At 70.3% G+C, this 25,543-nt stretch carries 18 protein-coding genes and 2 pseudogenes; 3 read left to right on the plus strand and 17 right to left on the minus strand.

Annotation, left to right across the window (positions count from 1 at the left end; all coding sequences use genetic code 11):
- The 3 genes from ACWDR4_RS39230 to ACWDR4_RS39240 all read left to right on the plus strand — a co-directional run.
- On the plus strand, positions 1–408 hold a 408-nt coding region (locus ACWDR4_RS39230; protein ID WP_450415639.1), incomplete at its 5' end, for a CoA transferase.
- Between the two features lie 194 nt (positions 409–602).
- Positions 603–1,994 carry an OFA family MFS transporter gene (locus tag ACWDR4_RS39235; RefSeq protein ID WP_450415705.1) on the plus strand — a complete coding sequence of 464 codons (1,392 nt, stop codon included), beginning with the start codon at positions 603–605 and terminating at the stop codon, positions 1,992–1,994.
- Positions 1,995–2,038: 44 nt separating this feature from the next.
- Entirely contained in the window at positions 2,039–3,484 is a 1,446-nt protein-coding gene (locus ACWDR4_RS39240; RefSeq protein WP_450415641.1) for an OFA family MFS transporter, read from the plus strand.
- Between the two features lie 79 nt (positions 3,485–3,563).
- Here the strand turns inward: ACWDR4_RS39240 and ACWDR4_RS39245 are convergent, their stop codons facing one another.
- The 17 genes and pseudogenes from ACWDR4_RS39245 to ACWDR4_RS39325 all read right to left on the minus strand — a co-directional run bounded on the left by ACWDR4_RS39245 (position 3,564) and on the right by ACWDR4_RS39325 (position 25,483).
- Positions 3,564–4,604 (minus strand): sugar phosphate isomerase/epimerase family protein, encoded by a 1,041-nt coding sequence (locus tag ACWDR4_RS39245; protein WP_450415642.1) that lies wholly within the window; start codon positions 4,602–4,604, stop codon positions 3,564–3,566.
- A 60-nt stretch (positions 4,605–4,664) separates the two neighbouring features.
- Complete coding sequence (locus ACWDR4_RS39250) at positions 4,665–6,017, minus strand: alkaline phosphatase family protein (protein WP_450415707.1); 1,353 nt, start codon at positions 6,015–6,017, stop codon at positions 4,665–4,667.
- A 290-nt stretch (positions 6,018–6,307) separates the two neighbouring features.
- The gene (gene eboE / locus ACWDR4_RS39255) at positions 6,308–7,477 is read right to left on the minus strand and encodes a metabolite traffic protein EboE (RefSeq protein WP_450415643.1); all 1,170 of its coding nucleotides are present in this window, start codon (positions 7,475–7,477) and stop codon (positions 6,308–6,310) included.
- A gap of 3 nt (positions 7,478–7,480) precedes the next feature.
- Positions 7,481–8,329 carry a TatD family hydrolase gene (locus tag ACWDR4_RS39260; RefSeq protein ID WP_450415645.1) on the minus strand — a complete coding sequence of 283 codons (849 nt, stop codon included), beginning with the start codon at positions 8,327–8,329 and terminating at the stop codon, positions 7,481–7,483.
- Positions 8,329–8,997 (minus strand): EboA domain-containing protein, encoded by a 669-nt coding sequence (locus tag ACWDR4_RS39265; RefSeq protein ID WP_450415647.1) that lies wholly within the window; start codon positions 8,995–8,997, stop codon positions 8,329–8,331. Before ACWDR4_RS39265 ends, ACWDR4_RS39260 begins: the two co-directional genes overlap by 1 nt.
- The gene (locus tag ACWDR4_RS39270; protein ID WP_450415648.1) at positions 8,994–10,241 is read right to left on the minus strand and encodes a sugar phosphate isomerase/epimerase family protein; all 1,248 of its coding nucleotides are present in this window, start codon (positions 10,239–10,241) and stop codon (positions 8,994–8,996) included. Before ACWDR4_RS39270 ends, ACWDR4_RS39265 begins: the two co-directional genes overlap by 4 nt.
- A gap of 392 nt (positions 10,242–10,633) precedes the next feature.
- A pseudogene (locus ACWDR4_RS39275) lies at positions 10,634–11,761 on the minus strand (inositol-3-phosphate synthase); the annotation flags it as partial.
- Positions 11,762–11,852: 91 nt separating this feature from the next.
- The gene (locus tag ACWDR4_RS39280) at positions 11,853–13,214 is read right to left on the minus strand and encodes a ThuA domain-containing protein (protein WP_450415649.1); all 1,362 of its coding nucleotides are present in this window, start codon (positions 13,212–13,214) and stop codon (positions 11,853–11,855) included.
- A 12-nt stretch (positions 13,215–13,226) separates the two neighbouring features.
- On the minus strand, positions 13,227–15,749 hold the full coding sequence (locus tag ACWDR4_RS39285) for a PQQ-dependent sugar dehydrogenase (RefSeq protein ID WP_450415651.1): 2,523 nt from the start codon (positions 15,747–15,749) through the stop codon (positions 13,227–13,229).
- A gap of 106 nt (positions 15,750–15,855) precedes the next feature.
- Positions 15,856–16,860: a sugar phosphate isomerase/epimerase family protein gene (locus tag ACWDR4_RS39290; protein WP_450415653.1), complete on the minus strand. Its 1,005-nt coding sequence runs from the start codon at positions 16,858–16,860 to the stop codon at positions 15,856–15,858.
- Positions 16,861–16,875: 15 nt separating this feature from the next.
- Positions 16,876–18,120 (minus strand): Gfo/Idh/MocA family protein, encoded by a 1,245-nt coding sequence (locus tag ACWDR4_RS39295; protein ID WP_450415655.1) that lies wholly within the window; start codon positions 18,118–18,120, stop codon positions 16,876–16,878.
- Positions 18,121–18,363: 243 nt separating this feature from the next.
- Positions 18,364–19,410: a substrate-binding domain-containing protein gene (locus ACWDR4_RS39300; RefSeq protein WP_450415656.1), complete on the minus strand. Its 1,047-nt coding sequence runs from the start codon at positions 19,408–19,410 to the stop codon at positions 18,364–18,366.
- A gap of 17 nt (positions 19,411–19,427) precedes the next feature.
- Positions 19,428–20,447 carry an ABC transporter permease gene (locus ACWDR4_RS39305; RefSeq protein WP_450415657.1) on the minus strand — a complete coding sequence of 340 codons (1,020 nt, stop codon included), beginning with the start codon at positions 20,445–20,447 and terminating at the stop codon, positions 19,428–19,430.
- A 176-nt stretch (positions 20,448–20,623) separates the two neighbouring features.
- Positions 20,624–22,147: pseudogene (locus ACWDR4_RS39310) on the minus strand (sugar ABC transporter ATP-binding protein); the annotation flags it as partial.
- A 173-nt stretch (positions 22,148–22,320) separates the two neighbouring features.
- Positions 22,321–23,502: an ROK family transcriptional regulator gene (locus ACWDR4_RS39315; protein WP_389355019.1), complete on the minus strand. Its 1,182-nt coding sequence runs from the start codon at positions 23,500–23,502 to the stop codon at positions 22,321–22,323.
- A 196-nt stretch (positions 23,503–23,698) separates the two neighbouring features.
- A complete protein-coding gene (locus ACWDR4_RS39320; RefSeq protein ID WP_450415709.1) occupies positions 23,699–24,376 on the minus strand; it encodes a GntR family transcriptional regulator in 678 nt (225 codons plus the stop codon).
- Positions 24,377–24,529: 153 nt separating this feature from the next.
- Positions 24,530–25,483 carry a beta-ketoacyl-ACP synthase III gene (locus ACWDR4_RS39325; protein ID WP_450415659.1) on the minus strand — a complete coding sequence of 318 codons (954 nt, stop codon included), beginning with the start codon at positions 25,481–25,483 and terminating at the stop codon, positions 24,530–24,532.
- Between the last annotated feature and the right edge of the window lie 60 nt (positions 25,484–25,543).

Here is a 25,543-nt window from a genome sequence, read left to right on the forward strand (position 1 = left end):
TTGATCGGCCGGCCTGAACTCGCGGACGACCCGGAGTGGGCGACCCCCGAAGTCCGGTTGCCGAAGCTGGCGAAGATGTTCCAGCTGATCGAGGAATGGACCATCACCCTGCCCAAGTGGCAGGTCCTGGAACTCCTCAACACCCACAACATCCCGTGCGGGCCGATCCTCTCCACGAAGGAGATCATCGAGGATTCCTCGCTGGCCGCGAACGACATGATCGTCACGGTCGGGCATCCCGAGCGCGGTGAGTTCACCACGGTCGGCAATCCCCTCAAGCTCTCCGACTCCCCCACCCGTATCACCGCCCCGCCCCTCCTCGGCCAGCACACGGAGGAAATCCTCATCGGCGAACTCGGCCTGGGCGACGAGGAACTGCGCCTGCTCAGGTCGAGCGGGGTGATCTGACGTGGGGGCCCTGGAGCGCACCACACAGGTGAAGGTGCGGAACCGTCCGGCTGTTGGGGGGCGGTTCATGACGTAACCGAGCACAGGGAGCGGCCGACGGTGCGCGTCGGCAGCCCCGGGACCCATGCGCGCACGAAAGGCATTTGGACAGGGGGCGCTGGCCAGATCTTTCGACGCAAGGAGTCTTGACCAAGATGACAACCATCGACTACTCGACGTCCGTCCCGTACCGGGAGGTGACGGATCCCAACGGCCGCAAGTACCGCATCGGAGAATCCGATGTCGACATCATGGGCCGTGGGCGCAAGTGGATGGTCATCCTGCCGTGGATCGGCATGATGGGCATCAGCTCCGCCGAGTACGCGTTCACGTCCGCGGAGGACACCCTCCACGAGGCCCACCTGTGGGACAGCGGACACATCTTCTGGCTGATGGGCGTCTGGGTGTTCTTCCAGGCGGCCGTGGCCTTCCCCGCCGGTCAGTTGCGGGAGAGCGGCAAGCTGCCCGCCCGTACGGCGATGATGATCGGCGCGGTCGGCACCATGCTCGGCTATGTCTCACTGGCGTACGCGCCGAACGTGCTCGTGGCGTACTTCGGCTTCGGCATGTGCAGCGGTATCGGTGCCGGTCTGGTCTACGCGACCTGCGTGAACATGGTCGGCAAGTGGTATCCGGAGCGCAAGGGCGGCAAGACGGGCTTCGTCAACGGCGGTTTCGCCTACGGCTCGGTGCCCTTCGTGTTCCTGTTCACCTCGTACATGGACATCAGCAACTACCAGACCGTGCTCGCCTGCGTCGGCGTCGGACTGTGCCTGGTCGTGGCGTCGGCCGGCTGGTTCTTCAAGGACCCGCCGAAGAACTGGTGGCCCTCGCACGTCGACCCGCTCAAGGCCACCGACGACCCGAAGATCCGCCGGGCGCTGGAGAAGAACCCGCCGGCGGTCAAGCAGTACACCCCGCGGGAAGCCTCTCGGCAGCCCGTCCTGTGGATGATGTGGTTCTGCCTGCTCTGCACGGCGGGCATCAACATCTTCGGTATCGCCTTCCAGGTGCCGTTCGGCAAGGACATGGGCTTCGCGGGCGGGATCGTGGCCACGGCGATGTCCCTGAAGGCCATCGTCAACGGCACCGGTCGCGGTGTGATCGGCTGGATATCCGACCGGTACGGGCGTCGCAACACGCTCATCATCGTGTGTCTGGTGCTGGGCACGGCCCAGTTCGGTGTGCTGATCTCCGGCCAGATGGGCAGCATGCCGTTCTTCCTGTTCTGCTCCATGGTCTCCGGCTTCGGCGGCGGGGCGATCTTCCCGCTGTTCGCGGCCATGACCGCGGACTACTTCGGTGAGAACAACAACGCCTCCAACTACGGCATGGTCTACAGCTCGAAGCTCATCTCCGGCCTCGTCGGCTCCGGAGTGGGCGCGATCGTCGTCGACAACTGGGACTACGAGGGCGCGTTCGTCCTGGCCGGCTGCATCGGCCTGGCCTCCGCGGTACTGGCCGTGTTCCTCAAGGCGCCCGGCAAGCCGACAGCCGCCCGCCGGGTCTCCCCCAACCCCCAACCGCTCGGCGAGGAAACGGCCTGACCCATCGGCAAGGAAACGGTCCGACACGGAGGAATTGGCCTGAGATGACGGCAGATCCGATCGCGACGAACGGTTCGACGAGCAGTCCGACCAACGGTTCGTCGACCGACCCCGAGGCCGCACACCGTCCCCATCCCCATCCCACCCCCTATCGAGAAGTGACCGACTCCCGCGGTCGGGTCTACCGCGTCGGCGAGACCGACCGGGACATCCTCGGTCACTCCCGCAAGCTCATGGTGTACCTGCCGTGGATCGCCATGATGGCCATCAGTGTCTTCGAATACGCGTACGGCTCGGCGGAGGACACCCTGTCCCACGCCCACGGCTGGACGCAGAGCAACACCTTCTGGATCCTCAGCGTCTGGGTCTTCTTCCAGGCCGGCATCGCCTTCCCCGCGGGCTGGCTACGGGAGAAGGGCGTCCTGACGGCCCGTAGAGCCATGTACATCGGCTCAGGCCTGTGCGCCCTGGGATTCCTCGCCCTGTCGCACCTGAGCAACGTCTGGCTGGCGATCCTGGGCTTCGGCGTCGTCGGAGGCATCGGCGCCGGGCTGGTCTACGCGACCTGCATCAACATGGTCGGCAAGTGGTTCCCCGAGCGCCGGGGAGCCAGGACCGGGTTCGTCAACGGCGGATTCGCGTACGGATCGCTGCCGTTCATCTTCATCTTCAACTACGGCTTCGACACCGCGAACTACCACCGGGTCCTCGACCTGATCGGCTGCTACATCATGATCGTGGTCCTCGCGTCCGCCTTCTTCTTCAAGGATCCCCCGAAGAACTGGTGGCCCGCGGACATCGATCCGCTGACGTACGCCGGCGACGCGAAGAACGCGACGAGCCTCGCCAAGAACCCTCCCGCGGTGAGGCAGTACACGCCCAAGGAGGCCATCAGGACCGGCATGCTCCCCCTTATGTGGGTCTCCATCGTGCTGACCGCCGGCGTGTCGATCTTCGGAATCTCCTTCCAGGTCGACTTCGCCAAGGAGGTGGGATTCGGCCCATTGGTGGCCGCCTCGTCCATGGGTGTCATGGCGGTCATCAACGGCATCGGCCGCGGTGTCGTGGGCTGGCTGTCCGACAAGTGGGGGCGCAAGCCCACCCTGGTGTTCGTCATCGTCGTCCTGGGCCTGGCCCAGTTCGGGGTGATCTGGGCGGGCGACGTCAAGAGCGAGGCACTGTTCCTGTTCTTCGCCTTCCTCTCCGGCTTCGGCGGCGGCGCGTTCTACCCGCTGTTCGCGGCGCTCACCCCGGACTACTTCGGGGAGAACTACAACGCCTCCAACTACGGGCTGGTGTACAGCGGAAAGCTGATCAGCGGCCTGTTCGGGGGCGGCCTCGGCTCCATGGTGGTCGCCGCCTGGGGGTACGACGGCGCGTACGCCCTTGCCGGTGCCGTCTCCATGGTGGCGGCGGGGATCGCCCTGCTGCTGCGGCAGCCGGGGCACTCCACGGCCGTCCGGACCGCGGAGCCGCAGCCCGCGGGGTGACGGCACGCGCGCGTGAGGAGGCCCTCCCGGAATCCGCCGACCCCGGGAGGGCCTCCTCATGTGCACAGGGTGCTGTTCGTCAGCACTTCTCGCGCAGCGAGTGCAGGTGCTCGCTGGAGCGGCGCGCGAAGGTGAAGGACTCGGTCGGGTTGTCGTGCTCGGCCTGCCAGTGGTGGGCCAGCCGCTCACCGCGCAGCCGGGTCACGGCGGAGATGAACCGCTGGTAGTCGATGTCGCCGTCGCCGACGTCGGTCATGCGGTAGCCGTACTGGTTGCCCGGGTCGCTCACGCCGTCCTTCACGTGGAAGAGCGGGTAGCGGTGGGGCTGCTTGAGCACGTAGTCGAGCGGCTCGAACGGGGCGGGTTTGCCGTCGGGACGCCTGGAGAAGCGGAACTGGCCGGAGTAGGCCCAGAAGATGTCCATCTCCAGGTACACGAGCTTGGGATCGGTCTCGGCGAGGAGTACGTCGTACAGCCGGACCTTCGGGTTGTCGGTGGCGAAGGAGAACTCCTCGGAGTGGTTGTGCTGGTAGAACTTCATGCCGCGCGCCCGGGCCGCCGCGCCGTACGTGTTGAACTCCTCCGCCGCCCGCTTCCAGGCGTCGACGGTGGAGCCGTAGCGGAACGGGCCGGAGGCGGTGCCGATGTGCTTGAGGCCGAGGGCCTGGGCGTCGTCGAGGACCTTGTCGAGGTTCTGCGCGAAGGTGTACGCGTTCGGGTCGTCGGCGTAGTAGCCGACGTGGCTGCCTATCGGGTTCAGGCCGTTGTTGCGCGCCAGTCTCTTGAGCTGGGCGAGGGTGATGGGGCCCGCCGAACCCTGGGTGTATCCGGCGAACTCGACCTCGTCGTACCCGTACTTCTTCAGCTCGGCGAAGACGGGTGCGAAGCCTAGCGTGGAGACCTTGTCGCGCAGGCTGTAGAGCTGGATGCCGAGCCGGCCGGGCGGCAGGACGGGGCGGCCCCGGCCCGCGCCGCCGGACGTGGACTGGGTGGTGGCGCCGGCGGGGGCCGCGGCGGCGCCCACGAGTGCGGCGGCGGTGGCACCCGCGGCCACGCCGAGCATGTTTCGTCTGCTGAGGCGGTGGGCGAGTTCGGGGTCGGTGTGGTGCGTGCGGCTCATTGCTGGAACTCCTCGGAATTGGAGGGCGTTGTCAGTGGTGAGTGCTTCACTTGTGACCAGTCAGGAGAGACCGGCCAGTTGGAGCAGGAGTGCTTTCACGTCGGTGGCCGCGATACGGCCGTCGACGGCACGGGGGGTGGAGCAGATGAGGAGCGGACCGTCGTCGTCGCTCGCCGGAAGGCGGCCGTGGCTGCCGCGAATAGGTGAGGGATCCAGGGGCACGACGGCCATGCGGTAGCGCAGGCCGAGTTTCTTGCGGGCCAGTGCGGTGGCCGCCTTGACCTTGACGTAGGGGTCGCGCGGATCCATGAAGAGTTCGACCGGGTCGTATCCGGGTTTGCGGTGGATCTCGACGAGCTGTGCGAAGTCGGGCGCGTGTGCGTCGTCGAGCCAGTAGTAGTACGTGAACCAGGCGTCCGGCTCCGCCACGGCGACGAGCTCGCCGGCGCGCGGATGGTCGAGATGGTGGGTCTTCTTGCCCTCGTCGTCGAGGAGTTGCCCGATGCCGGGCAGGTCGGCGAGCGCTTCCTTCACGGTCTCCAGATCCTCAGGTCGCCGCACGTAGACGTGGGCGATCTGGTGGTCGGCGACGGCGAAGGCGCGTGACGCCATCGGGTCGAGGTACTCCATGCCGTCCTGGGTGTGCACTTCGAGCAGTCCCGCGCGGCGCAGGGCCCGGTTGATGTCGACGGGCCGGTCGACACGGGTGATGCCGTACTCGGAGAGCGCGACGACGGTCCGGCCTTCGGCCCGGGCGTCGTCGAGAAGCGGGGCCATGGCCGCGTCCAGGTCGGCGGCGGCCTTCAGGGAGCGCGGGTCGTCGGGGCCGAAGCGCTGCAGGTCGTAGTCGAGATGAGGGAGGTAGCACAGGGCCAGGTCGGGGTGGCGGGTGCGCAGGATGTGCCGGGTCGCGTCGATGATCCAGCGGCTGGAGGTGAGGTCGGCGCCGGGGCCCCAGAAGTGGAACAGGGGGAACGTGCCGAATTCGGCGGTGAGTTCGTCGTGCAGGGCCGGGGGCCGGGTGTAGCAGTCGGGTTCCTTGCGGCCGTCGGAGTAGTAGATCGGACGGGGGGTGACGGTGATGTCGGTGTCGGCGCCCATGGCGTACCACCAGCAGATGTTGGCGACCGTGTAGCCGGGGTGCGCGCGGCGGGCGGCGTCCCACAGTTTGTCGCCGGCGACGAGTCCGTTGTGCTGCCACCACAGGAGTACGTCGCCGAGGTCGCGGAAGTACCAGCCGTTGCCGACGACGCCGTGCTCGGCGGGGTGGGTGCCGGTCAGGAAGGTGGACTGGGCGGCGCAGGTGACGGCGGGCAGGACGGTGCCCAGCGGGGCACGGGAGCCGGACTGGCCGAGGGCTTTGAGCCGGGGCATGTGGTCGAGGAGACGGGGGGTGAGGCCTACGACGTCCAGGACGAGGAGGGGTGTGGGGGCTGCGGGGGCGGAGTCCGTAGGTACGGGGGCAACGGGGTCGGGGGCGGGGTCGGCAGACGCGGGGTCAGGAGGTGCGGGCACTGGTGGTGCCGAGGTCGGAGGTGCCGGGGTTGAAGGTGCCGGAGCTGGAGTCGCCCGGTTCGGTGCTGCCGGGGTTGAAGGGGCCGAGGTTGAAGGTGCCGGAGCTGGAGATGCCGAAGCTGGAGTCGCCCGGATTGAAGGTGCCGGGTCCTTCGGCGGTTCGGAGTCTTCGCCGGCGGGGTGGGGGCTCATGGCAGCTCCTTCAGGCCCAGGTCGGTCAGCAGGTCGCGGGCGAGGGTGAGTTCGGCGGCGATGCCGTCGGCGAGCTGGGCTCGGGCTCGGGGCCGTAGTTCCGGCGGGAGGGCCTGCCAGGTGTAGGTCTCGACCTCCAGATGGCGGGTGAGGGGGTGCGGGCCGCCGACGAGCCAGGTCAGGGCGGACTTGAGTACGGGGAGCGTGGAGGTGAGGGGTGCGGCGGGGGCCGCGTGGAGCGGGACGTGGAAGTGGGCGCGCCACGGGGAGGCGTCGGGCAGGGTGTCGCCCTTGAGGGCCTCGCCCAGGTCGTCCGTGCCGCGCAGTCCGGCGGCGGTGGCCGTGCGGGTCTGGTGCAGGAAGCGGGGTTCGTCGAAGGCGGCGAGGGCCTCGCGGACTTCGGGGAGATGGGGGTGTTCGGCGTGCAGGGCGGCTGAGAGCTGGGACTTGACGACGGGGACACGGGCCTCGGTGAGCGCGTCCAGGGCGGTGTGCGGATCTTCGAAGGAGGTGGCGAGGTGGCAGGTGTCGACACAGATGCCGATGCGGTCGTGGCCGATCGCGGACAGCGGGGCGATGGCGTCGGCGGTGGTCTCGACGGTGCAGCCGGGTTCCGGTTCCAGTCCGACGCGGATGGAGCGGCCGGTGAGTTCGGCGAGGGCGTCGAGGCGTTCCGCGAGGGTGCCCAGGGCGGTCATGGCCGAGGCCGCGCGCTCGCCGTCGTATGCGGTGCGCCAGGCGAGCGGCAGGGTGGAGATGCTGCCTTCGGTGACATCGTCGGGGAGGAGGCCGGCGAGGACGCGGGCCAGGTCGGTGGTGTGGGCGAGCCTCTCAGGGTCGGCCCAGTCCGGCTTGTAGACGCGGTACTTGACCTCCTCGGCGCCGAAACCCTCGTACGGGAAGCCGTTGAGGGTGACGACTTCGAGGCCGCGGCGGTCGAGTTCGGTGCGCAGGCCGCGCAGGGCGGAGGGGTCGGTCACCAGGGAGTGGGCGGCGTCCTTGGCCAGCCACAGTCCGATGCCGAGGCGGTCGCGGCCGAGGCGTCGGCGTACGGGTTCGCAGTGGTCGCGGAGCTGGGCGAGGACGCCGTCGAGGGTCTCGGCGGGGTGGACGTTGGTGCAGTAGGCGAGGTGGACGGTGGAGCCGTCGGGGTGGCGGAAGCGCATCGGTCACTCACCGCCGCGCAGGATGGAGTTGCCCTCGTGGGTGGCGTCGGTCGCGTCGACATCGAGGTCCAGTCGGCCGCTGAGCCCGTAGAAGGCGACCGGGTTGCGCCACAGGACGCGGTCGACGTCGTCCTCGGTGAAGCCCTCCGCCAGCATCAGGTCGCCGACTTTGCGGGTCTTGAGGGGGTCGCTTCTGCCCCAGTCGGCCGCGGAGTTGACCAGCACCTGTTCGGGTCCGTGGGCGCGGAGGATCGCAACCATCCGTTCCTCGTCCATCTTGGTCTCCGGATAGACCGAGAAGCCGAGCCAGCAGCCGGCGTCCTTGGCCTCCTTCACGGTGGTCTCGTTGAGATGGTCGAGCAGGACGTGCTCCGGGGGCAGCGCGGACTCCCGTACGGCGTCGAGGGTGCGGCGCAGGCCGGCGAGCTTGTCGCGGTGCGGGGTATGGACGAGCGCGGGCAGCTGGTGGTCGGCGGCGAGCTGGAGCTGGGCGGCGAGGGCGGTGTCCTCGGCGGGGGTCATCGAGTCGTAGCCGATCTCGCCGACGGCGACGACGCGGTCCTTGACGAGATAGCGGGGAAGTTCGTCGAGGACGGGGGCGCAGCGGGGATCGTTCGCTTCCTTGGGGTTGAGGGCGATCGTGCAGTGGTGGGCGATGCCGTACTGGGCGGCGCGGAAGGGTTCCCAGCCGAGGAGGGAGTCGAAGTAGTCGAGGAAGGAGGCGGGCGAGGTGCGGGGCTGGCCGAGCCAGAAGGAGGGTTCGACGACGGCGCGGACACCTGCGGTGTACATGGCCTGGTAGTCGTCGGTGGTCCGTGACGTCATGTGGATGTGGGGGTCGAAGATGCGCATCAGGACTCCTTGGCTTCGGACGCCGTCAGGGCCAGGACTCGGTGCAGGTCCTCGGGGACGGGGCGGCCGGCGGCGGCGCGTTCGGCGGCGTAGTCGTCGAGCATGCGGGCGAGTTCGGTGTCGGCACGGGCCCGGTGGTGGAGGTCGGCCACGGTGTCGAGGGGTACGCCGGTGAACAGGCACTTCAGTACGGCGTGGCGCCAGTTGTGGGCGTCCAGGTGCCGGGCGGCGTACGGGCCGACGGCTGCGGCGACGAGGCGGGTGTCGTTGGTGCGCAGGGCGTCCTCGACGAGGGGGAGGGCGTCGGGGCCGGGGACCAGGTGGGGCAGGGCGTGCAGGACGGCTCGGCGTTCGGCGGCGGTGCCCTGCTGGTAGACGCGGGTGAGGGCGTCCGGGCCGGCTTGGGCGGCGTGCAGGATCAGAACGCGTACGGCGTCCACGTGGTCGGTGCCGCAGCGGCGGCCGGCTTCGGCCAGACGCAACTCCCAGGCGGAGATGGGTCCGTGGGTGCCGGAGCGGGCGGCTGCCTCGTCCAGGGCGCGGGCGAGCCAGGCGCGGGCGGGTTCGGTGAGGTGGGCGGTGAGGTGGGTGCGGAGGTCGTCCAGGGAGGTGAGGGCGAGGGGGTTGCCTGCCGGCGGGGTGTCCCTGCTGGTGTGGGGCTGGGTCACGGGGTGCTCCCTTCGGCGGGGGTAGTGGAGTGCTTGGCCGGGGCGGCTATGAAGGTGGCGGGAGCGGCAGCCGGGGCTGCGACGGGCTGCGGGCGGGGTGTCTGCGGGACTTCGGTGGGCCGGGGCGGCGAGGCGGGCGACGTGGCGGGCTGCGGACGGGCGGCCTGCGGGGCTTGAGCGAGCCGGGACGCCGTGGCGGTCGGCGCTGCGGCTTCAGCGGAGCAGGCGGACTCTGCGGCTTCAGCAGAGTCGGCAGACTCGGCAGACTCGGCAGACTCGGCAGACTCGGCAGACAGGGTCGGGGTGCCCGGTGCCGTTCGGCGGAGGAAACGCAGGGAGTGTTCGGCGTAGTGGGGGCCCGCGTGGGAGTGGCGGGGGAGTTCCACGACGGTCAGTCCCTGGTAGCCGGTGGTGGACAGGGCGGCCAGTACTGGCGGGAAGTCGATCTCTCCGTCGCCGAACGGGAGGTGTTCGTGGATTCCGCGGCGCATGTCCTCGATCTGGACGTGGCGCAGCCAGGGGGCGGCGGCGCGGACGCAGTCGGCGGGAGGGAGTGGTTCGAGGCACTGGCAGTGGCCGATGTCGAGGGTGAGGCCGAGGGCCTCGGGGTCGTCGAGTGCGTGGCGGAGGTGGTGGAAGTCGGCGATGGTGGCGAGGAGTTGGCCGGGTTCGGGTTCGACGGCGAGCGGAACGCCTGCTGCGGTGGCCGCGTCCAGGACGGGGGCGAGGGCGTCGGTCAGGCGGTGCCAGGCGGTGTCCGGGTCCGTGCCGGTGGGGGTGATGCCGCTGAAGCAGTGCACGGCGTGGGCGCCGAGGTCCGCGGCGACTCGCACGGCCCGGAGCAGGAGGTCGACGCGTCGTCGGCGGTCGTCCGGGTCGGGGTCGAGGAGGGAGGGGCCGTGTTTGCGGCGCGGGTCGAGCACATAGCGGGCGCCGGTCTCCACGGTGACGCCCAGGCCGAGGGTGTTCAGGCGGCGGGCGAGCTGTCGGGTGCGGGCGGGGAGGTCGGGGGCGAGCGGGTCGAGATGCATGTGGTCGAGCGTCAGGCCGACGCCGTCGTAGCCGAGGTCGGCGAGCAGGCCGAGGGCGTCGTCGAGGCGGAGGTCGGCGAGGCCGTTGGTTCCGTAGCCGAAGCGGAGGGGGGTGGTGGCGGAGGAGTCGTGCGGTGCGCTGGGCCGGGTGTGTGCCCGGTCGCCCCGGTCCTGGGCGCCACCCCGGGTCGGCGCGTCCGCTCGCGTGCTCACCGGCGTTCCCCCTCACCGTCGGCCGGTCGCCCGCCGCCCGGGGACCCGCTCGGCCGGGGTTCCTCCGCCCAGGCGTCCGCGTCCCGGCCGCTCTCCTCGACGCTCGAAGGCCCGGCCGGTCCTGCCACGTCACCCGAAAGCCCCGTGTCCCCCGCAGTCCCCGGTGTCACCGCAGACGCACCAGGCCCCGGGCCATTCCCTTCGGCGCCCGAAAGCCCCGCCGGTCCCACCCCCTCACCCGAAACTCCCGCGCCCCCCGCAGACCTCGGCGGCACCGCAGACCCAGCAGGACCCGCAGACCCCGCAAGACCCGCAGGCTCCGAAATCACTGCAGGTTCGGCAGCCCCCGACATCACCACCGGCCCCGCAGGCACCGCCGTCACCCCCGCCCCTCCCCCACCCCGCAACCGCCCCGCGAACCCCACCAGCTCCGCGTACTGCTCCCCCAGCCCCGGCGGGCCGTCCCCGACCGGGTCCTTGAAGTAGAAGCCGAGTTCGCTCAGGGGGCCGGAGAGGCCGGCCTCGTGGGCGCGGGCCGTCAGGCGGGCCAGGTCGAGGATCAAGGGCGCCGCCAGGGTCGAGTCGCAGCCCTGCCAGGTGGTCTGGAGGATCATGCGGGTGCCGAGGAAGCCGTCGAAGGCGATGTGGTCCCACGCGGTCTTCCAGTCGCCGAGGGACGGGACGTCGTCGATGTGGACCGTGCCCTCCGGTGTCGTGCCGAGGGTGTCGGCGAGAACGCGTTCCTTGCCGGCGTTCTTCGCCGCAGCCGCGGAAGGGTCGGCGAGGGACGCCCCGTCGCCGCCGCCGAGGAGGTTGGTGCCCGACCAGGCGCGGACCTCCAGGGCGCGTTGGGTGAACATCGGGCCGAGGACCGACCTGAGCAGGGTCTGGCCCGTCTTGCCGTCGCGGCCGGCGTAGGGGAGGCCACTGGTCGCCGCCGCTTGGGCCAGCGCCGGGTGGTGCAGCCCTGTCGACGGGGTGAAGTTGACGTAGGGGCAGCCCGCGCGCAGGGCCGCCGCCGCGTACAGCGAACTGGGCGGGAGGGCGGTGCCGGTCGGGGTGGGCTCCGTGGAGGCCACGTTCACCACGACCGCCCGGGTCAGCGCGTGGCGTCGTACGAAGTCCTGGATGTCGGCGGCGAAGGCGGCCACCAGGTCGTCCGGGGTTCGGGTGGTGTCGCCGGGGGTGGGAGCGCCGGGCCTGATCTCCCGGTCCGCGGCGGCCAGTTCGGAGGTGATCGCCGATGTGAGGCCGTACGGCAGGACGCCTGCCGCTGTCAGCGCCTCCGCGCGTTTCGGGAGGGGGCAGTCCACGGTGTCGTGGCCGCCGAAGACCAGGGCGGACAGGGGCGGGAGGCCGCAGTCGGTGAACGGGGGTGTTTCGGTGACCATGCCCGTGGGGCGGTGCAGTCCCGCTGTCACGGCGGCGCAGCCCGCGACGACGGTGGTGGCGACGGAGCCGCGGGCTCCGATCAGCCATACCCCCACACGAGTTCGAGGTTCGGACGACGACGTGGACATGGGCAGCAGCCTCCTTGTCGTTCACACGCCCCGGCGGCAAGCCGGGTGGAAGGCGGCGGGCGGGAGTCCGGCGTCCCCCGCCCGCCGCCGCTCAGTCGCCCGTGGCGGCCGGGGTCGCCGGCGCGGTCACGGGCAGTTCCCTGATCCGGATGTCACGGAAGGACACCTGGTCGTCGGCTCCGTGGTTCTGGATGCCGATGTGGCCGTCCCGCAGGCTGCGGGCCGGATCGGTGTTGGTGAAATCGTTGATCCGCACGCCGTTGAGCCAGATGCGGAGGCGTTCGCCCTCCACGCGGATCTCGTACGTGTTCCACTCCCCCGGCGGATTCAGCGCACGGTCGCGCTTCTTCACGTCGGCGGACTTGAACCCGTACACGGCCCCGGTGGTGCGGTCGGGGGCGTCGGTGGCGTCGATCTGGATCTCGTAGCCCTGGTCGACCGCCGACCACGGGTCGTCCGAGGGCGGGAAGCCCACGAACACCCCGGAGTTGTCGTCGCCTTGGGCCTTCCAGTCGAGCTTCAGCGAGTAGGCGCCGAAGCTCCGGTCGGCGTACCAGAGCATCCCCATGCCGCCCGACGACGTGAGTGTGCCGTCGTCGGAGAGGGTGAAGGTGCCCGGGCCCGCCTGTCTCCACCCGGCCTGGGAGGTGCCGTCGAAGAGCGGCCTGTAGCCGTTCTCCGGACGGCAGTCCGCCTGGGCCTTGCCGGTGGCCCAGCGCAGGCCGCCCAACAGGTGCTGTCGGAGGGCGGGTTCGGCGTACGCGGACGGCAGGTGGCCGACGCCGGTGTAGAAGGAGCGTCCGCCCGCGTAGTTCTGGCACCAGGCGATCGGATGGTCGCCGTTCATCGTGCCGCCGGTGTACGACGACTCGTCGAGGGAGGCCAGGACGTGCACCGAACTGCGGGGATTTGAGCGGTAGTTGTACCACTCGTCGGTACGGTTCCAGTCCGCGCCCAGGGTCGAGGTGGCCGGGTGGGCGCGGTCCTCGACCACCGTCCGGGCCGGCTGGATCGCCGGGTGGCCCTGGAAGTAGGCGCCGACCAGGCCGCCGTAGAACTGCCAGTCGTACTCCGTGTCGGCCGCCGCGTGGATGCCCACATAGCCGCCGCCGTGGTGGATGTAGCTTTCGAAGGACGCCTGTTGACGGTCCGTCAGGACATCGCCGGTCGTCGAGAGGAAGACGACGGCCGCGTACCGGCGGAGGTTCGCCGGGTTGAACGCGGTCGCGTCCTCCGTCGCGTCGACCCTGAAGCCGGCGCTCGCGCCGAGTTCCTTGAGTGCCGCGATGCCGTCAGGAATGGAGTCGTGCCGGAAGGCTGCCGTCTTGGAGAAGACGAGCACCCGGTCGGTATGGCGTGGCGGTGCGGGCTTGGACGCGGCCGGGGTCGACACGCTTCCGAGGAGGAGTGCCGTGCCCACAACAGCGGTGACGGTTCGGCCTGTTGGTCGCATGGCGCACTCCCCTCAGCCCGTCGTGAAGTGGAAGTCGTCCACCTCGTACAGATCGCCGCTCGCCGCTCCCTTGAAGACCAGGTAGAAGGTGGTCGTGCCCTTGGGGGTGTGGGAGAGGGTGGCGGTGACGTCCTGGTAGGTGTCCCAGCCGCCGGTCGCCGGTACGGTCGTGCGGCCCAGCACCTTGCCGGTCGGTGAGCCCGCGCGGATCTCCAGCTTGCCGCCCGCGCCGGCCGAGGCGACGCGTGCCGTGAGCGACTTGGCGTTGCTCAGGACGTACGGCGTGAAGGCGATCCAGTCGCCGTTGTCGATGTCGCCGACGGCCTTGCCGCCGTTGGCCGACTCACGTGAACTCACCGCCGTGCCCGAGGAGTTGTTGAAGTGCTCGGCCTGGCGGTGGGTGGGCTGGACGACGTTCTGGTCGTGGGTGGTCAGGGGTGCCTGGCCGCCGCCTCCGAGGTCGGTGTACTGGGCGTCGAAGACCCCGAAGATGTTGGCGTTCGGGTCGTGGCCGCCGTCGGCGCTGGTCTGGATGGTGCCGGAGCAGCCGTTCGCCGAGGTCTGCGGGTGGCCGTGGCTGTCGTGGCCGAGGATGAAGGTGACCTGGACCTTGGTGCAGTCGATGCTCCGGCCGTCCTCCCGGTCGGTGACCTTCACCTTGAACGGGATGGCGTCACCGAACGCGAACAGCTGCCCGTCCTGCGGGAGTTGAAGGACCACCTTGGGCGCGGTGTTGCCCACCACGACCTGGACGCTCGCGCTGCCCGTACGGCCGGTGGTGTCCTTGGCGGTCACCGTCGCCGTGTACGTCCCGTTCGTCCTGTACTTGTGGGAGGGGTTCGCCGAGGTCGATGTACCGCCGTCGCCGAAGTCCCAGCTGTAGGTGAGGGCGTCGCCGTCCTGGTCGGTGGTGCCGGCGGAGGAGAACTTCACCTTCAGCGGGGCCTGCCCGGAGGTGACGTCGGCGGCGGCCTGCGCGACCGGGGAGTGGCCGTCGGTGGCGTTCTCGATGCGGTACAGGGCCGAGTTCTCGTCGCCCCCGAACCAGGCGAGGCCGTAGTCGAGGACGTACAGCGCGCCGTCCGGACCGAAGGCCATGTCCATCACCTGGGTGCCGGTCCACGGAATGTCGTTGATGGACTGGACGGTCCCGTCGGCGTCGCTGCTGATCCGCTTGATCCAGCGGCGGCCGAACTCACCGGCGAAGAAGTCGCCGTCGTAGGCCTCCGGGAACTTGACCGGGGAGTCGAGTGAGGCGTCGTAGTGGTAGACCGGGCCGCCCATCGGTGACTCGGAGCCGTCGCCGAACTCCGGTACGGACGGGCCGTTGTACGGGATCCAGGCGGCCTGCGCCGGGGGAAGGTCGGTGAGGCCGGTGTTGTTGGGCGAGGTGTTCTTCGGGGCTGCGCAGTCGAAGGCGGCGCCCGAGGTGCCGGTCGCGAAGTCGTAGTCGACGTAGGGGTCGTTGGCGCCGGTGCAGTAGGGCCAGCCGTAGTTGCCGGGGCCGGTCACGCGGGCGAACTCGACCTGGCCCGCGGGGCCTCGGGCCGGGTCGGCCGCGCCGGCGTCGGGGCCGTACTCGCCGATGTAGAGGATGCCGGTCGCTTTGTCGACGCTGAAGCGGAACGGGTTGCGGAAGCCCATGGCGTAGATCTCGGCGCGCGTCTTGTCCGTGCCGGGCGCGAACAGGTTGCCGGACGGGACGGCGTACGAGCCGTCCGCGTTGACCTTGATACGCAGGATCTTGCCGCGCAGGTCGTTGGTGTTGCCGGACGAACGCTGGGCGTCGAAGGCCGGGTTGCGGTTCGCGCGCTCGTCGATGGGCGTGAACCCGTCGGACTGGAAGGGGTTGGTGTCGTCGCCCGTCGACAGGTACAGGTTGCCCGCCGCGTCGAAGTCGATGTCGCCGCCGACATGGCAGCACAGGCCGCGGGAGGCCGGGACGTCGAGGACCTTCGTCTCGCTGGCGTTGTTCAGCGTGCCGTCGGCGTTCAGGACGAACCGGGAGAGCCGGTTGACGCCGTCGAAGGGTGCGAAGTCGGCCGCGGTACCCGTCTCGGGGGCGTCGCCCGCCGGGGTGTTCAACGGAGGCGCGTAGTACAGGTAGATGAAGCGGTTGGTGCTGAACTCCGGGTCGACGCCGATGCCTTGGAGGCCCTCCTCGTCGTGGGAGTAGACGTCGAGCTTGCCGGCCAGCCGGGTGTTTCCGGCGGCGTCGGTGATGCGGAGTTCGCCGTCGCGCGAGGTGTGCAGGACCGAGCGGTCGGGGAGGACGGCGAGCGACATGGGCTCGCCGACCTCCGGTTCGCCCTTGGCGAGGGTGACCTGCTGGAAGTCCTCGGCGGCGGCTGCTCCCACGGGGGCCGCCTCGTCGGCGACGGCTGCGCCGGCCTGGGGTGCGGTGAGACTGAGCGAGGCGCCTGCGAGGAGCAGGCCGCTCAGCAGGGAGAGCGCCTTGCGTGACGTACGAGAGGTGAGGCGTCGTCTGTGACCTGTGGATCTGCCGGTGCGGGTGGTGCCGTCTTTCGCGTGCACGAATGCCTCCAGAATGGGGCTGGTTGTACATGCGGGTGCGTTACGCCGGGGTGCGCCGTCACCCCGGAACATTTACGAGCGGCTCGGTGGAACCTTCAGGAGCGGCTCAGTCGTTGCTGCCGAACGCCGCGTCGAAGGAGGCCGACGGAGGCTCGAAGTCGTACGCCTTGAGGTGGGCCAGTGCCTCGGGGGCGCCCTGGAGCCGGTCCATGCCGGCGTCCTCCCACTCCACGGAGATGGGCCCCCGGTAGTCGATGGAGCGCAGCATGCGGAAGACGTCCTCCCAGGGGACGTCGCCGTGGCCGGCCGACACGAAGTCCCAGCCGCGGCGCGGGTCGCCCCAGGGCAGATGGGAGCCGAGGCGGCCGTTGCGGCCGTCGAGCCGCTTGCGGGCCTCCTTGCAGTCGACGTGGTAGATCCGGTCTCGGAAGTCCCACAGGAAGCCGACCGGGTCGAGGTCCTGCCACACGAAGTGCGAGGGGTCGAAGTTCAGACCGAAGGCGGGCCGGTGGTCAACTGCCTCCAGGGCGCGCTGGGTTGTCCAGTAGTCGTAGGCGATCTCGCTCGGGTGGACCTCGTGCGCGAACCGCACGCCCTGGGCGTCGAAGACGTCCAGGATCGGGTTCCAGCGGTCGGCGAAGTCCTGGTAGCCGCGGTCGATCATCGACTCGGGGGCCGGCGGGAACATCGCGACCAGGTGCCAGATCGCGGAACCGGTGAACCCGATGACGGTGTCGACGCCGAAGGCGGCTGCGGCCCGTGCGGTGTCGGCGATCTCGGCCGCCGCCCGCTGCCGTACGCCCTCCGCGTCGCCGTCGCCCCAGATGCGGGCGGGCAGGATCGCCTGGTGCCGCTCGTCGATGATGGCGTCGCAGACCGCCTGGCCGACCAGGTGGTTGGAGATCGCCCAGCACTTGAGGCCGTACTTGTCGAGGAGTTGGTGGCGGCCGTCCAGGTAGGAGGGGTCCGCGAGGGCCTTGTCGACCTCGAAGTGGTCGCCCCAGCAGGCGAGTTCGAGTCCGTCGTAGCCGAAGTCACGGGCGAGGCGGCAGACCTCTTCGAGGGGCAGGTCGGCCCACTGGCCGGTGAAGAGCGTGAAATCGCGCGGCATTCTCGTCGAACCTCCTCAGACCGATACGGGCGAGACCGTGGTGGGTGGGGCCGTGGTGGGTGAGACCTTGATGGGTGTGTAGACGGAGTTCTTCTCCGCGCTCTCCTCGACCGCCGCGAGGACGCGTTGCACCTGGAGTCCGTCCGCGAAGGACGGCCGGGGCCGGCTGCCCGCCGCGATGGCGTGGACGAGGTCGCGGGCCTGGTGGACGAAGGTGTGCTCGTAGCCGAGGCCGTGGCCCGGCGGCCACCAGGCGTCCAGGTAGGGGTGGTCGGGTTCGGTGACGAGGATGCGGCGGAAGCCCGCGTGGGTGCCGGGTTCGGTGCCGTCGTGGTAGGCGAGTTCGTTGAGGCGCTCCAGGTCGAAGGCCAACGAGCCGTGCTCGCCGTTGAGTTCGATGCGCAGGGCGTTCTTGCGGCCGGTGGCGTACCGGGTGGCCTCGAAGGAGGCGAGGGCGCCCGAGGGGAAGCGGCCGGTGAACAGGGCCGCATCGTCCACGGTGACCTGTCCGACGCCGGCGGTCGCGGCGGCTGAGAGGCCGCTCGTCGGGCCGCCGGGCAACGGGCGTTCCCGTACAAAGGTTTCGGTGAGGGCGGAGACTCCGGCGAGTTCCTCGCCCGCGAGGTACTGGGCGAGGTCGACGATGTGGGCGCCCAGGTCGCCGAGCGCGCCCGACCCCGCGGCCTCCTTGCGCAGCCGCCAGGTGAGCGGGAACTCCGGGTCCACCAGCCAGTCCTGAAGGTACGTCACCCGTACGTGCCGCAGGCTGCCGAGCCTGCCCTCGGCGACCATGGAACGGGCGAGCGCGGTGGCGGGCAGGCGGCGGTAGTTGAACCCGACCATCGCCAACTGGCCGCGCCGCTCGGCCTCTTCGGCCGCCGCCGTCATCGCCACCGCCTCATCGACGGTGTTCGCGAGGGGCTTCTCGCACAGTACGTGTTTGCCTGCGGCGAGAGCGGCGAGGGCGATCTCGGCGTGACTGTCGCCGGGGGTGCAGATGTCGACGAGATCGACGTCGTCCCGTTCGATCAGGGCGCGCCAGTCGGTCTCGGCCGCCGCCCAGCCGTGGCGGTCCGCTGCGGCTTGGACGGCGTCGGCGTCACGGCCGCAGATCGCGGCGAGCAGCGGGCGCCGGGGCAGGTCGAAAACGCGGCCCACTGTGCGCCAGCCCTGGGAGTGGGCTGCGCCCATGAACGCGTATCCGATCATGCCGACGCCCAGTGCCGGCTTGTCGGCGGCGTCTGCCTGCGGCTGTGCCATGCGGATGTCCTCCTCGTCGTTGGCGCTGTGTGGGGGGTGTGCTCCGGGGCCAGGTGCGGTGGTGTTTCGGCTGCGGGTGCGTTGTGGCTGGTCGCGCAGTTCCCCGCGCCCCTTTGGGGCGCGGCCGATCCGCACGCCTGGGGAATCAGCCCCTGCCACCAGCCCTCGCCCGCTCCCCAAAGCCGGCTCCACAAGCCGGCCCCCGGACACAAGCCCAACTCCCAGCCCCTGACCCCGGACCCTCTACTTGAAGCCCGTCGGCATGTACTGGTCGACGTTCGTCTTGTCGACGACCGCCGAATAGAGCGTCAGTGAGGACGGGATCTCGAATTCGGCGAGGCCGCTCACGCCCTTGGCCTGGCCGAGGGCGCGGGCCAGGTCGATGGCCGAGGCGGCCATCGTGGGTGGGTAGAGCACCGTCGCCTTGAGGACGCCGTTGTCCTGCTTGATGGCCTGGAAGGCGGAGAGGGCGCCCGCGCCGCCGACCATCAGGAAGTCGTCGCGGCCGGCCTGTTCGATCGCCCGGAGCGCGCCCACGCCCTGGTCGTCGTCGTGGTTCCACAGGGCGTTGAACTTGGGCTGGGCCTGGAGGAGTTGGGCCATCTTGGCCTGGCCGGACTCGACCGTGAACTCGGCGGCCTGGCGGGCGACCTTCTTGACGTTGGGGTAGTTCTTCAGGGCGTCGTCGAAGCCCTTGGTGCGCTGCTGGGTCAGTTCCAGGTTGTCGAGGCCCGCGAGTTCGATGACCTTGGCGTCGTCCACGTCCTTGAGCTGCTCGCCGATGTAGTGACCGGCGTTGAGGCCCATGCCGTAGTTGTCGCCGCCTATCCAACAACGGTACGCCTGCGGGGTGTTGAAGATCCGGTCCAGGTTGACGACCGGGATGCCGGCGCGCATCGCCTTCAGGCCGACCTGGGTGAGGGCTTTGCCGTCGGCGGGCAGGATCACCAGCACGTCGACCTTCTTGTTGATCAGCGTCTCGATCTGGCCGATCTGTGCGGCGGTGTCGTTCGAGCCCTCGGTGATCTCCAGGGTCACGTCGGAGTACTTCTTGGCGCGGCTCTTGGCGTTGTCGTTGATCGCGTTGAGCCAGCCGTGGTCGGCCTGCGGTCCGGCGAAGCCGATGGTGACGGCCTTGCCGGGGGTGTCGGCGGCGGCCGGCTGGTCGTTCGCCGTGGGCTCGTCGTCGGACTCGTTGCTGGTGCAACCGGCGAGCAGGACTCCCGCCCCGACGGCGGCGGTCCCGAAGAGCAGCCCTCTGCGGCTCGTGAAAGGCGTCGACTCTGGCATGGCGGTGAACCCTTCCCTCAGGTCGTGCTTGCGGTACGGCGCTGGACGAGCACGGCGGCGACGATGATCGCGCCCTTGGCGATCTGCTGCACGTCGCTCTGCAGGTTGTTCAGGGCGAAGATGTTGGTGATCGTGGTGAAGATCAGGACGCCCAGGACGGAGCCGACGATGGTGCCGCGGCCCCCGCTGAGCAGGGTGCCGCCGATGATCGCGGCGGCGATGGCGTCCAGCTCGTACAGGTTGCCGTTGGTGTTCTGGCCCGAGCCGGAGAGGATGATCAGCAGGAAGGCGGCGATTCCGCAGCACAGTCCGGAGAGCAGATAGAGGTAGAGGCGTTGGCGGCGTACGTCGATGCCGGCCAGGCGGGCCGCCTCCGCGTTGCCGCCGACGGCGACCGTGCGGCGGCCGAAGGTGGTGCGGTTCAGGATGAGCCAGCCGATGATCGTCACTACCGCGAAGACCATGACCAGCGGTGGGATGCCCAGGACATACGCGTCGCGCTCGCCGAGGTCCAGGACGCTGTCGATCGTGACGATCTGTGTCGCGCCGTCGGTGATCTGGAGGGCGAGTCCGCGCGCCGAGGCCAGCATGGCGAGCGTGGCGATGAACGGGACCATCCCGCCGTACGCGATGAGCAGCCCGTTGACCAGTCCGCAGCCCACTCCGACGAGCACCGCGGTGAAGAGGATGCCGGCGAAGCCGTACTCCTGGGTGGCGACGGTGGTCGCCCAGACCGAGGCGAGGGCGACGATCGCGCCGACGGACAGGTCGATGCCGCCCGACATGATGACGAAGGTCATCCCGACGGTGACGACACCGATCACCGAGCCCTGGGTGAGGACGAGTTGGAGGTTGCGGGTGTCGAGGAACTCGTCGGGCTTGGTGATGCCGCCGACGACGATCAGCGCGGCGAGCACACCGAGGAGGGAGAGGGTGCGGAGGTCGGCGCGGGCCACCATGCCCCGCCAGACCGGGGGTTGACCGGCCGACGGGATCTTGTCGGTGCTGTCGCGCGGCGGGGAGACGGGCTGCGTCATGACGCCGGGCCCCCTTCGCCAGTCGCAGAGCTACCGGCCGCAGGGTTGTTCGGGTCTGCCTCGCGAGGTGCGCGCCGGTCCTCCGGCCCGACCCGTTTTCCTGCGGGGGGTCCGGGGGTCGCCCCCCGGGGAGATGCGGCACCGGCCGCAGACCTGCCGGCCGCTGAGCTTGCGCTGGCCACAGGGGCTCCTTCCATCACGAGGTCGAGTACGCGGTGTTCGTCGAGTTCGCGGGCGGGTGCCGTGTGCACGACGCGGCCCTCGCGCAGTACGAGCACCCGGTCGGCGAGGCCGAGCACCTCGGGCACTTCGCTGGAGACCAGCAGGACGGCGAGGCCCTCGTCGGCGAGGCGCCGGATCACCGCGTACAGCTCGGCGCGGGCGCCGACGTCGACGCCCCGGGTCGGTTCGTCGAGCAACAGGACCCGGCAGCCGCGCAGCAGCCAGCGGGCGAGAACCGCCTTCTGCTGGTTGCCGCCGGAGAGGGTGCGGACGGGCACGGAGGGGTTGTCGGGCCGCAGCGACAGTTCACGGGTGGCGGCACGGGCGGCGCCCAGTTCGGCGCCGCGGTCGATCCAACCCCCGCGTGCGAAGCGGGACATGGAGGAGACCGACACATTGCGGGTGACGGACTCCAGCATCAGCAGGGCCTGCGCCTTGCGTTCCTCGGGGGCGAGCCCGAGTCCGGCGCGCACGGCGGCCCGTACGCTGCCCGGCCTCAACGCCCGTCCATCGACGAGGACTTGACCGGCTGTCGGCTTGCGGGCGCCGTAGATCGTCTCCAGGATCTCGGAGCGCCCTGACCCGACAAGGCCGGCGAGGCCGACGATCTCGCCGGGGCGCACGATGAGGTCCACAGGCGCGAACTCCCCCTCCCTGGCCAGCCCTTGGACTTCGAGGACCGGTGCGGTGCCGGAGTCCGTCGGCGTCGCTGGGCGGCGCTCCGGGAAGACGTACTCGACATTGCGGCCCGTCATCATGGCGACGACCTCGCGGGTCGGTGTGGACTTCGCGGGGAGTCCGCCCGCCACCGCCCGGCCGTCCTTGAGGACGGTGACACGGTCGCCGATACGGCGGATCTCCTCCAGCCGGTGCGAGATGTAGACGACGGCGACCCCGTCGGCGGTCAGGTCGCCGACGATGCGGAAGAGGTTGTCGACCTCCTCCGGGTCGAGCGCGGCGGACGGCTCGTCCATGACGATCAGCCGTACGTCGTGGGAGAGCGCCCGCGCCATCGACACGATCTGCTGCTGTGCCGCCGACAACTCCCCGACCAGTCGCCCGGGATCGACCTCCGGGTGGCCAAGTCGCTTGAGCAGGGCGGCGGTTGACGACTTCGCCGCCTTTCCTCGTACGACGAATCCGGCGGTCGTGGGTTCATGGCCGAGGTGGACGTTCTCGGCGACCGACAGGTGCTCCACCAGGTCGAGTTCCTGGTAGATGGTGGCGATGCCGAGGCGCATGGCGGCGATGGGCGAGCGCAGGGTGACCGGCTCGCCGCGCCAGGTGATGGTGCCGTCGTCGGGCTGGTGGGCGCCGGCCAGGACCTTGATGAGCGTGGACTTCCCGGCGCCGTTCTGGCCGAGCAGACAGTGCACTTCACCGGCCTGGACGTCGAGGTCGACGCCGTCGAGGGCCCGGACGCCGGGGAACGACTTGGTGATGCCGGACATGCTGAGCAGCGGTGGTTCTGGTGCCATGACGGTTCCCCTTGGCGGGCGTGCGGGCCGGTTGCAGGGCAAATCGCGTGCGGGACAAATCGCTTGCTGGGCAGGCGTTTTGAGCAGGGCGGAGCAGCAGGATGCGCGGGGCGGAGCATTCGGAGCAGGGCAGAGCAGGGCGCCGTACCGGTGAGCCGCGTGTACGAGGTGGTCTACGCGGGTGAGAACAGATGGTCGCTGATGAGCCGGGCCGCGCCGATGACTCCGGCGGTGGGGCCCAACTCCCCCAGCACGATGGGCAGGTTGCCGGTCGCCAGTGGCAGTGACTGCCGGTAGACCTGGGTGCGGATCGCGGCGAGCAGGGTGTGGCCGAGGCCGGTCACCCCGCCGCCGATCACCACCAGGCCGGGGTTGAAGAAGCTGACCAGGCCGGCGATGACCTGGCCGGTGCGGTTGCCGCCCTCGCGGATCAGGTCGAGCGAGGTGGCGTCCCCGGCGGCAGCGGCGGCGGCGACGTCGACGGCGCTCAGGGCGCCGCTCGCCTCCAGTCGGGCCGCGAGTTCCGCCGAAAGCCCTTGCTGGGCCGCCTCCTTGGCGTCGCGGGCGAGCGCGGCACCGCTGAAGTGGGCTTCCAGGCAGCCCCGGTTGCCGCAGGCACACGGGCGGCCGTCGGGCACCGCCTGGATGTGCCCGATGTCGCCGGCACTGCCCGTCACCCCACGGTGGACCTCACCGCCGACGACGATGCCGCAGCCGATACCGGTGCCGATCTTGACGCAGAGGAAGTCGCCCACGGAACGGGCGACGCCCGCGTGCTGCTCCCCCATCGCCATCAGGTTCACGTCGTTGTCGACCATCACCGGGCAGCCCAGTTCCTGGCTGAGCGCCTCCCGTACGGGGAAGCCGTCCCAGCCGGGCATGATCGGCGGGGCGACTGGTACGCCCTCGGGGAAGCGGACCGGGCCCGGGACGCCGATACCGGCGCCGTCGAACCCCTCCGCGAGCCCGGAGGCCCTCAACTTGGCCGCCATGGACAGGACTTGCTCGAAGACCGCGACGGGGCCCTCGCGTACGTCCATGGGCTGGTTGACGTGTCCCAGCACTTCCAGTTCGGCGTTGGTGACCGCGACGTCTATCGAGGTCGCGCCGATGTCGACGCCGAGGAAGCGCAGGGCGGGGGCGAGCCGGATGTTGTGGGAACGGCGGCCTCCGCGCGAGGCGGCGAGACCGTCGGCCACGACCAGGCCCGTCTCCAGGAGTCGGTCCACCTCCACGGCCAGCTTGGACCGGGACAGGTCGACCTGGTCCCCCAGCTGGGCCCGGGAGTTGGGCCCACCGTCACGCAACAGCCGTAGCAGCCGGGCCTGATGGGCGTTCGCGGGGCGTGCGGTCATACGTCTCACAAGCCCCTCCCCGCCTAGTCAGGCACCAACCAGCCACGGTTTCCGGCCACTTCGCCGGGCTTTCGAGTGGAACGTAGCAGCGGCTGCCGGGGCTGGGAAGAAGTTGCGCACAGATTGCCACTCACTTTTTCCTCTGAGTGGACAAAGAAGAGGACGTGTATCCCCTCGCTGCCGACGGTCGGGGGGCTCAGTCGCGCGGGCGCTGGTGGTACGTCTTCCGGGTGTGTTCCGTGTGGGCCCGCATGATCTCCGTGGCCCGCTGACCGTCGCCGTCCGCGATCGCCGCGATCAGTTCGCGGTGCTCGATCCACGACTGCCGGCCACGCTGTCGGGCGACCGGCGTGTAGTACCAGCGCACCCGGCGGTCGACCTGCGCGGCCAGCTCCGCGAGGACCGTGTTCCCGGCGAGTTCCATCACCTTCGCGTGGAAGCGGGCGTTCATGGCGACCGCGCCGTCCACGTCGTCCTCGCCCACCGCGCGCTCGCCCTCGGCGCACAGCTGCTCCAGCGCCTCGACGCCGGCGCTGTTCGTACCCGCGGCGGCGAGCCGGGCGGCCTCGGCCTCCAACAGCGTGCGGACGGTGAGGAGTTGGTCCGCCTCCTCCTCCGTCGGCTCGTGCACGAAGGCACCCTGGGCCGGCCGCAGATCCACCCAGCCCTCGGTGCTGAGCCGTTGAAGCGCCTCGCGGACCGGCTGCCGGGACACCCCGAGATGCCCGGCGAGTTCGCTCTCGACGAGATGCTGGCCGGGCCGCAGGGCACGCGTGGTGATCAGCTCGAGCAGCGCCTCGTACACCCGGTCACGCAACGGACCGGGGCGTTCGAGCCTGGGCACCGCACCCAGCGGCAGTCCCGTCGACGACAACATCGCGATCCCCCTAGGGCAACGCCGGGCAGAGCAGCCGGGAGGTCAGTATGAATTGCCTTTCGTCTACAGTCCACGGTGCACAGATACCGTCCACGGTGCACACAAGCCGAGGCGCTCACGAACAGCGGACCCGCGCGGACACCGAGGCACTCAGGGACAGCGGACGACCTGTCCGGCGTACGAGAGGTTGCCGCCGAAGCCGAACAGCAGGACCGGGTCGCCGGTGGTGATCTCGGCGCGCTCGACCAGTTTCGAGAAGGCGAGCGGGATGCTGGCGGCCGAGGTGTTGCCGGACTCGACGACATCGCGGGCCACGACGGCGTTCACCGCGCCGATCTTCTCGGCCAGGGGTTCGATGATGCGCAGGTTGGCCTGGTGCAGGACGACGGCGGCGAGGTCCTCGGGGGCGAGTCCCGCACGCTCGCAGGCCTGGCGGGCGATCCGCGGCAGCTGGGTGGTGGCCCAGCGGTACACGCTCTGTCCCTCCTGCGCGAACACCGAGGGGGTGCCCTCGATCCGTACGGCGTGCCCCATCTCTGGCACGGAACCCCACAGCACGGGCCCGATGCCGGCGATCCCCTGCTCGACCGGCGGACAGGCCTCGACGACCGCCGCGCCCGCGCCGTCCCCGACGAGTACGCAGGTCGTGCGGTCGGTCCAGTCCGTCACCGCGGACATCTTGTCGGCGCCGATGACGAGGGCCCGGGTCGATCCCCCGGCCCGTACCGCGTGGTCGGCCGTGGCCAGGGCGTGGGTGAAGCCGGCGCACACCACGTTGAGGTCCATCGTGGCCGCCGAGGGGATGCCGATCCGGTGCGCGACCCGGGCGGCCATGTTCGGGGAGCGGTCGACGGCCGTGGAGGTGGCGACGAGGACGAGGTCGATGTCGCTCGCGGCCAGGCCGGCCGCCGCGAGCGCCTTGGCGGCGGCGTGCGCGGCCAGCTCGTCGACGGGCTCGTCGGGGCCGGCGATGTGGCGCGTACGGATGCCCACCCGGCTTCTGATCCACTCGTCGTTGGTGTCGACCAGACCCGCCAGATCCTCGTTGGTGAGCACCTTGGCGGGCTGGTAGTGACCGACGGCGGCGATGCGCGAGCCGTTCATGAGTGGGTCCCCTTACTGCTTTTCGGTAGCGGGATCCACCAGTCTGATCAGTGACTCACC

This window comes from Streptomyces sp. NPDC000878, assembly GCF_053599695.1.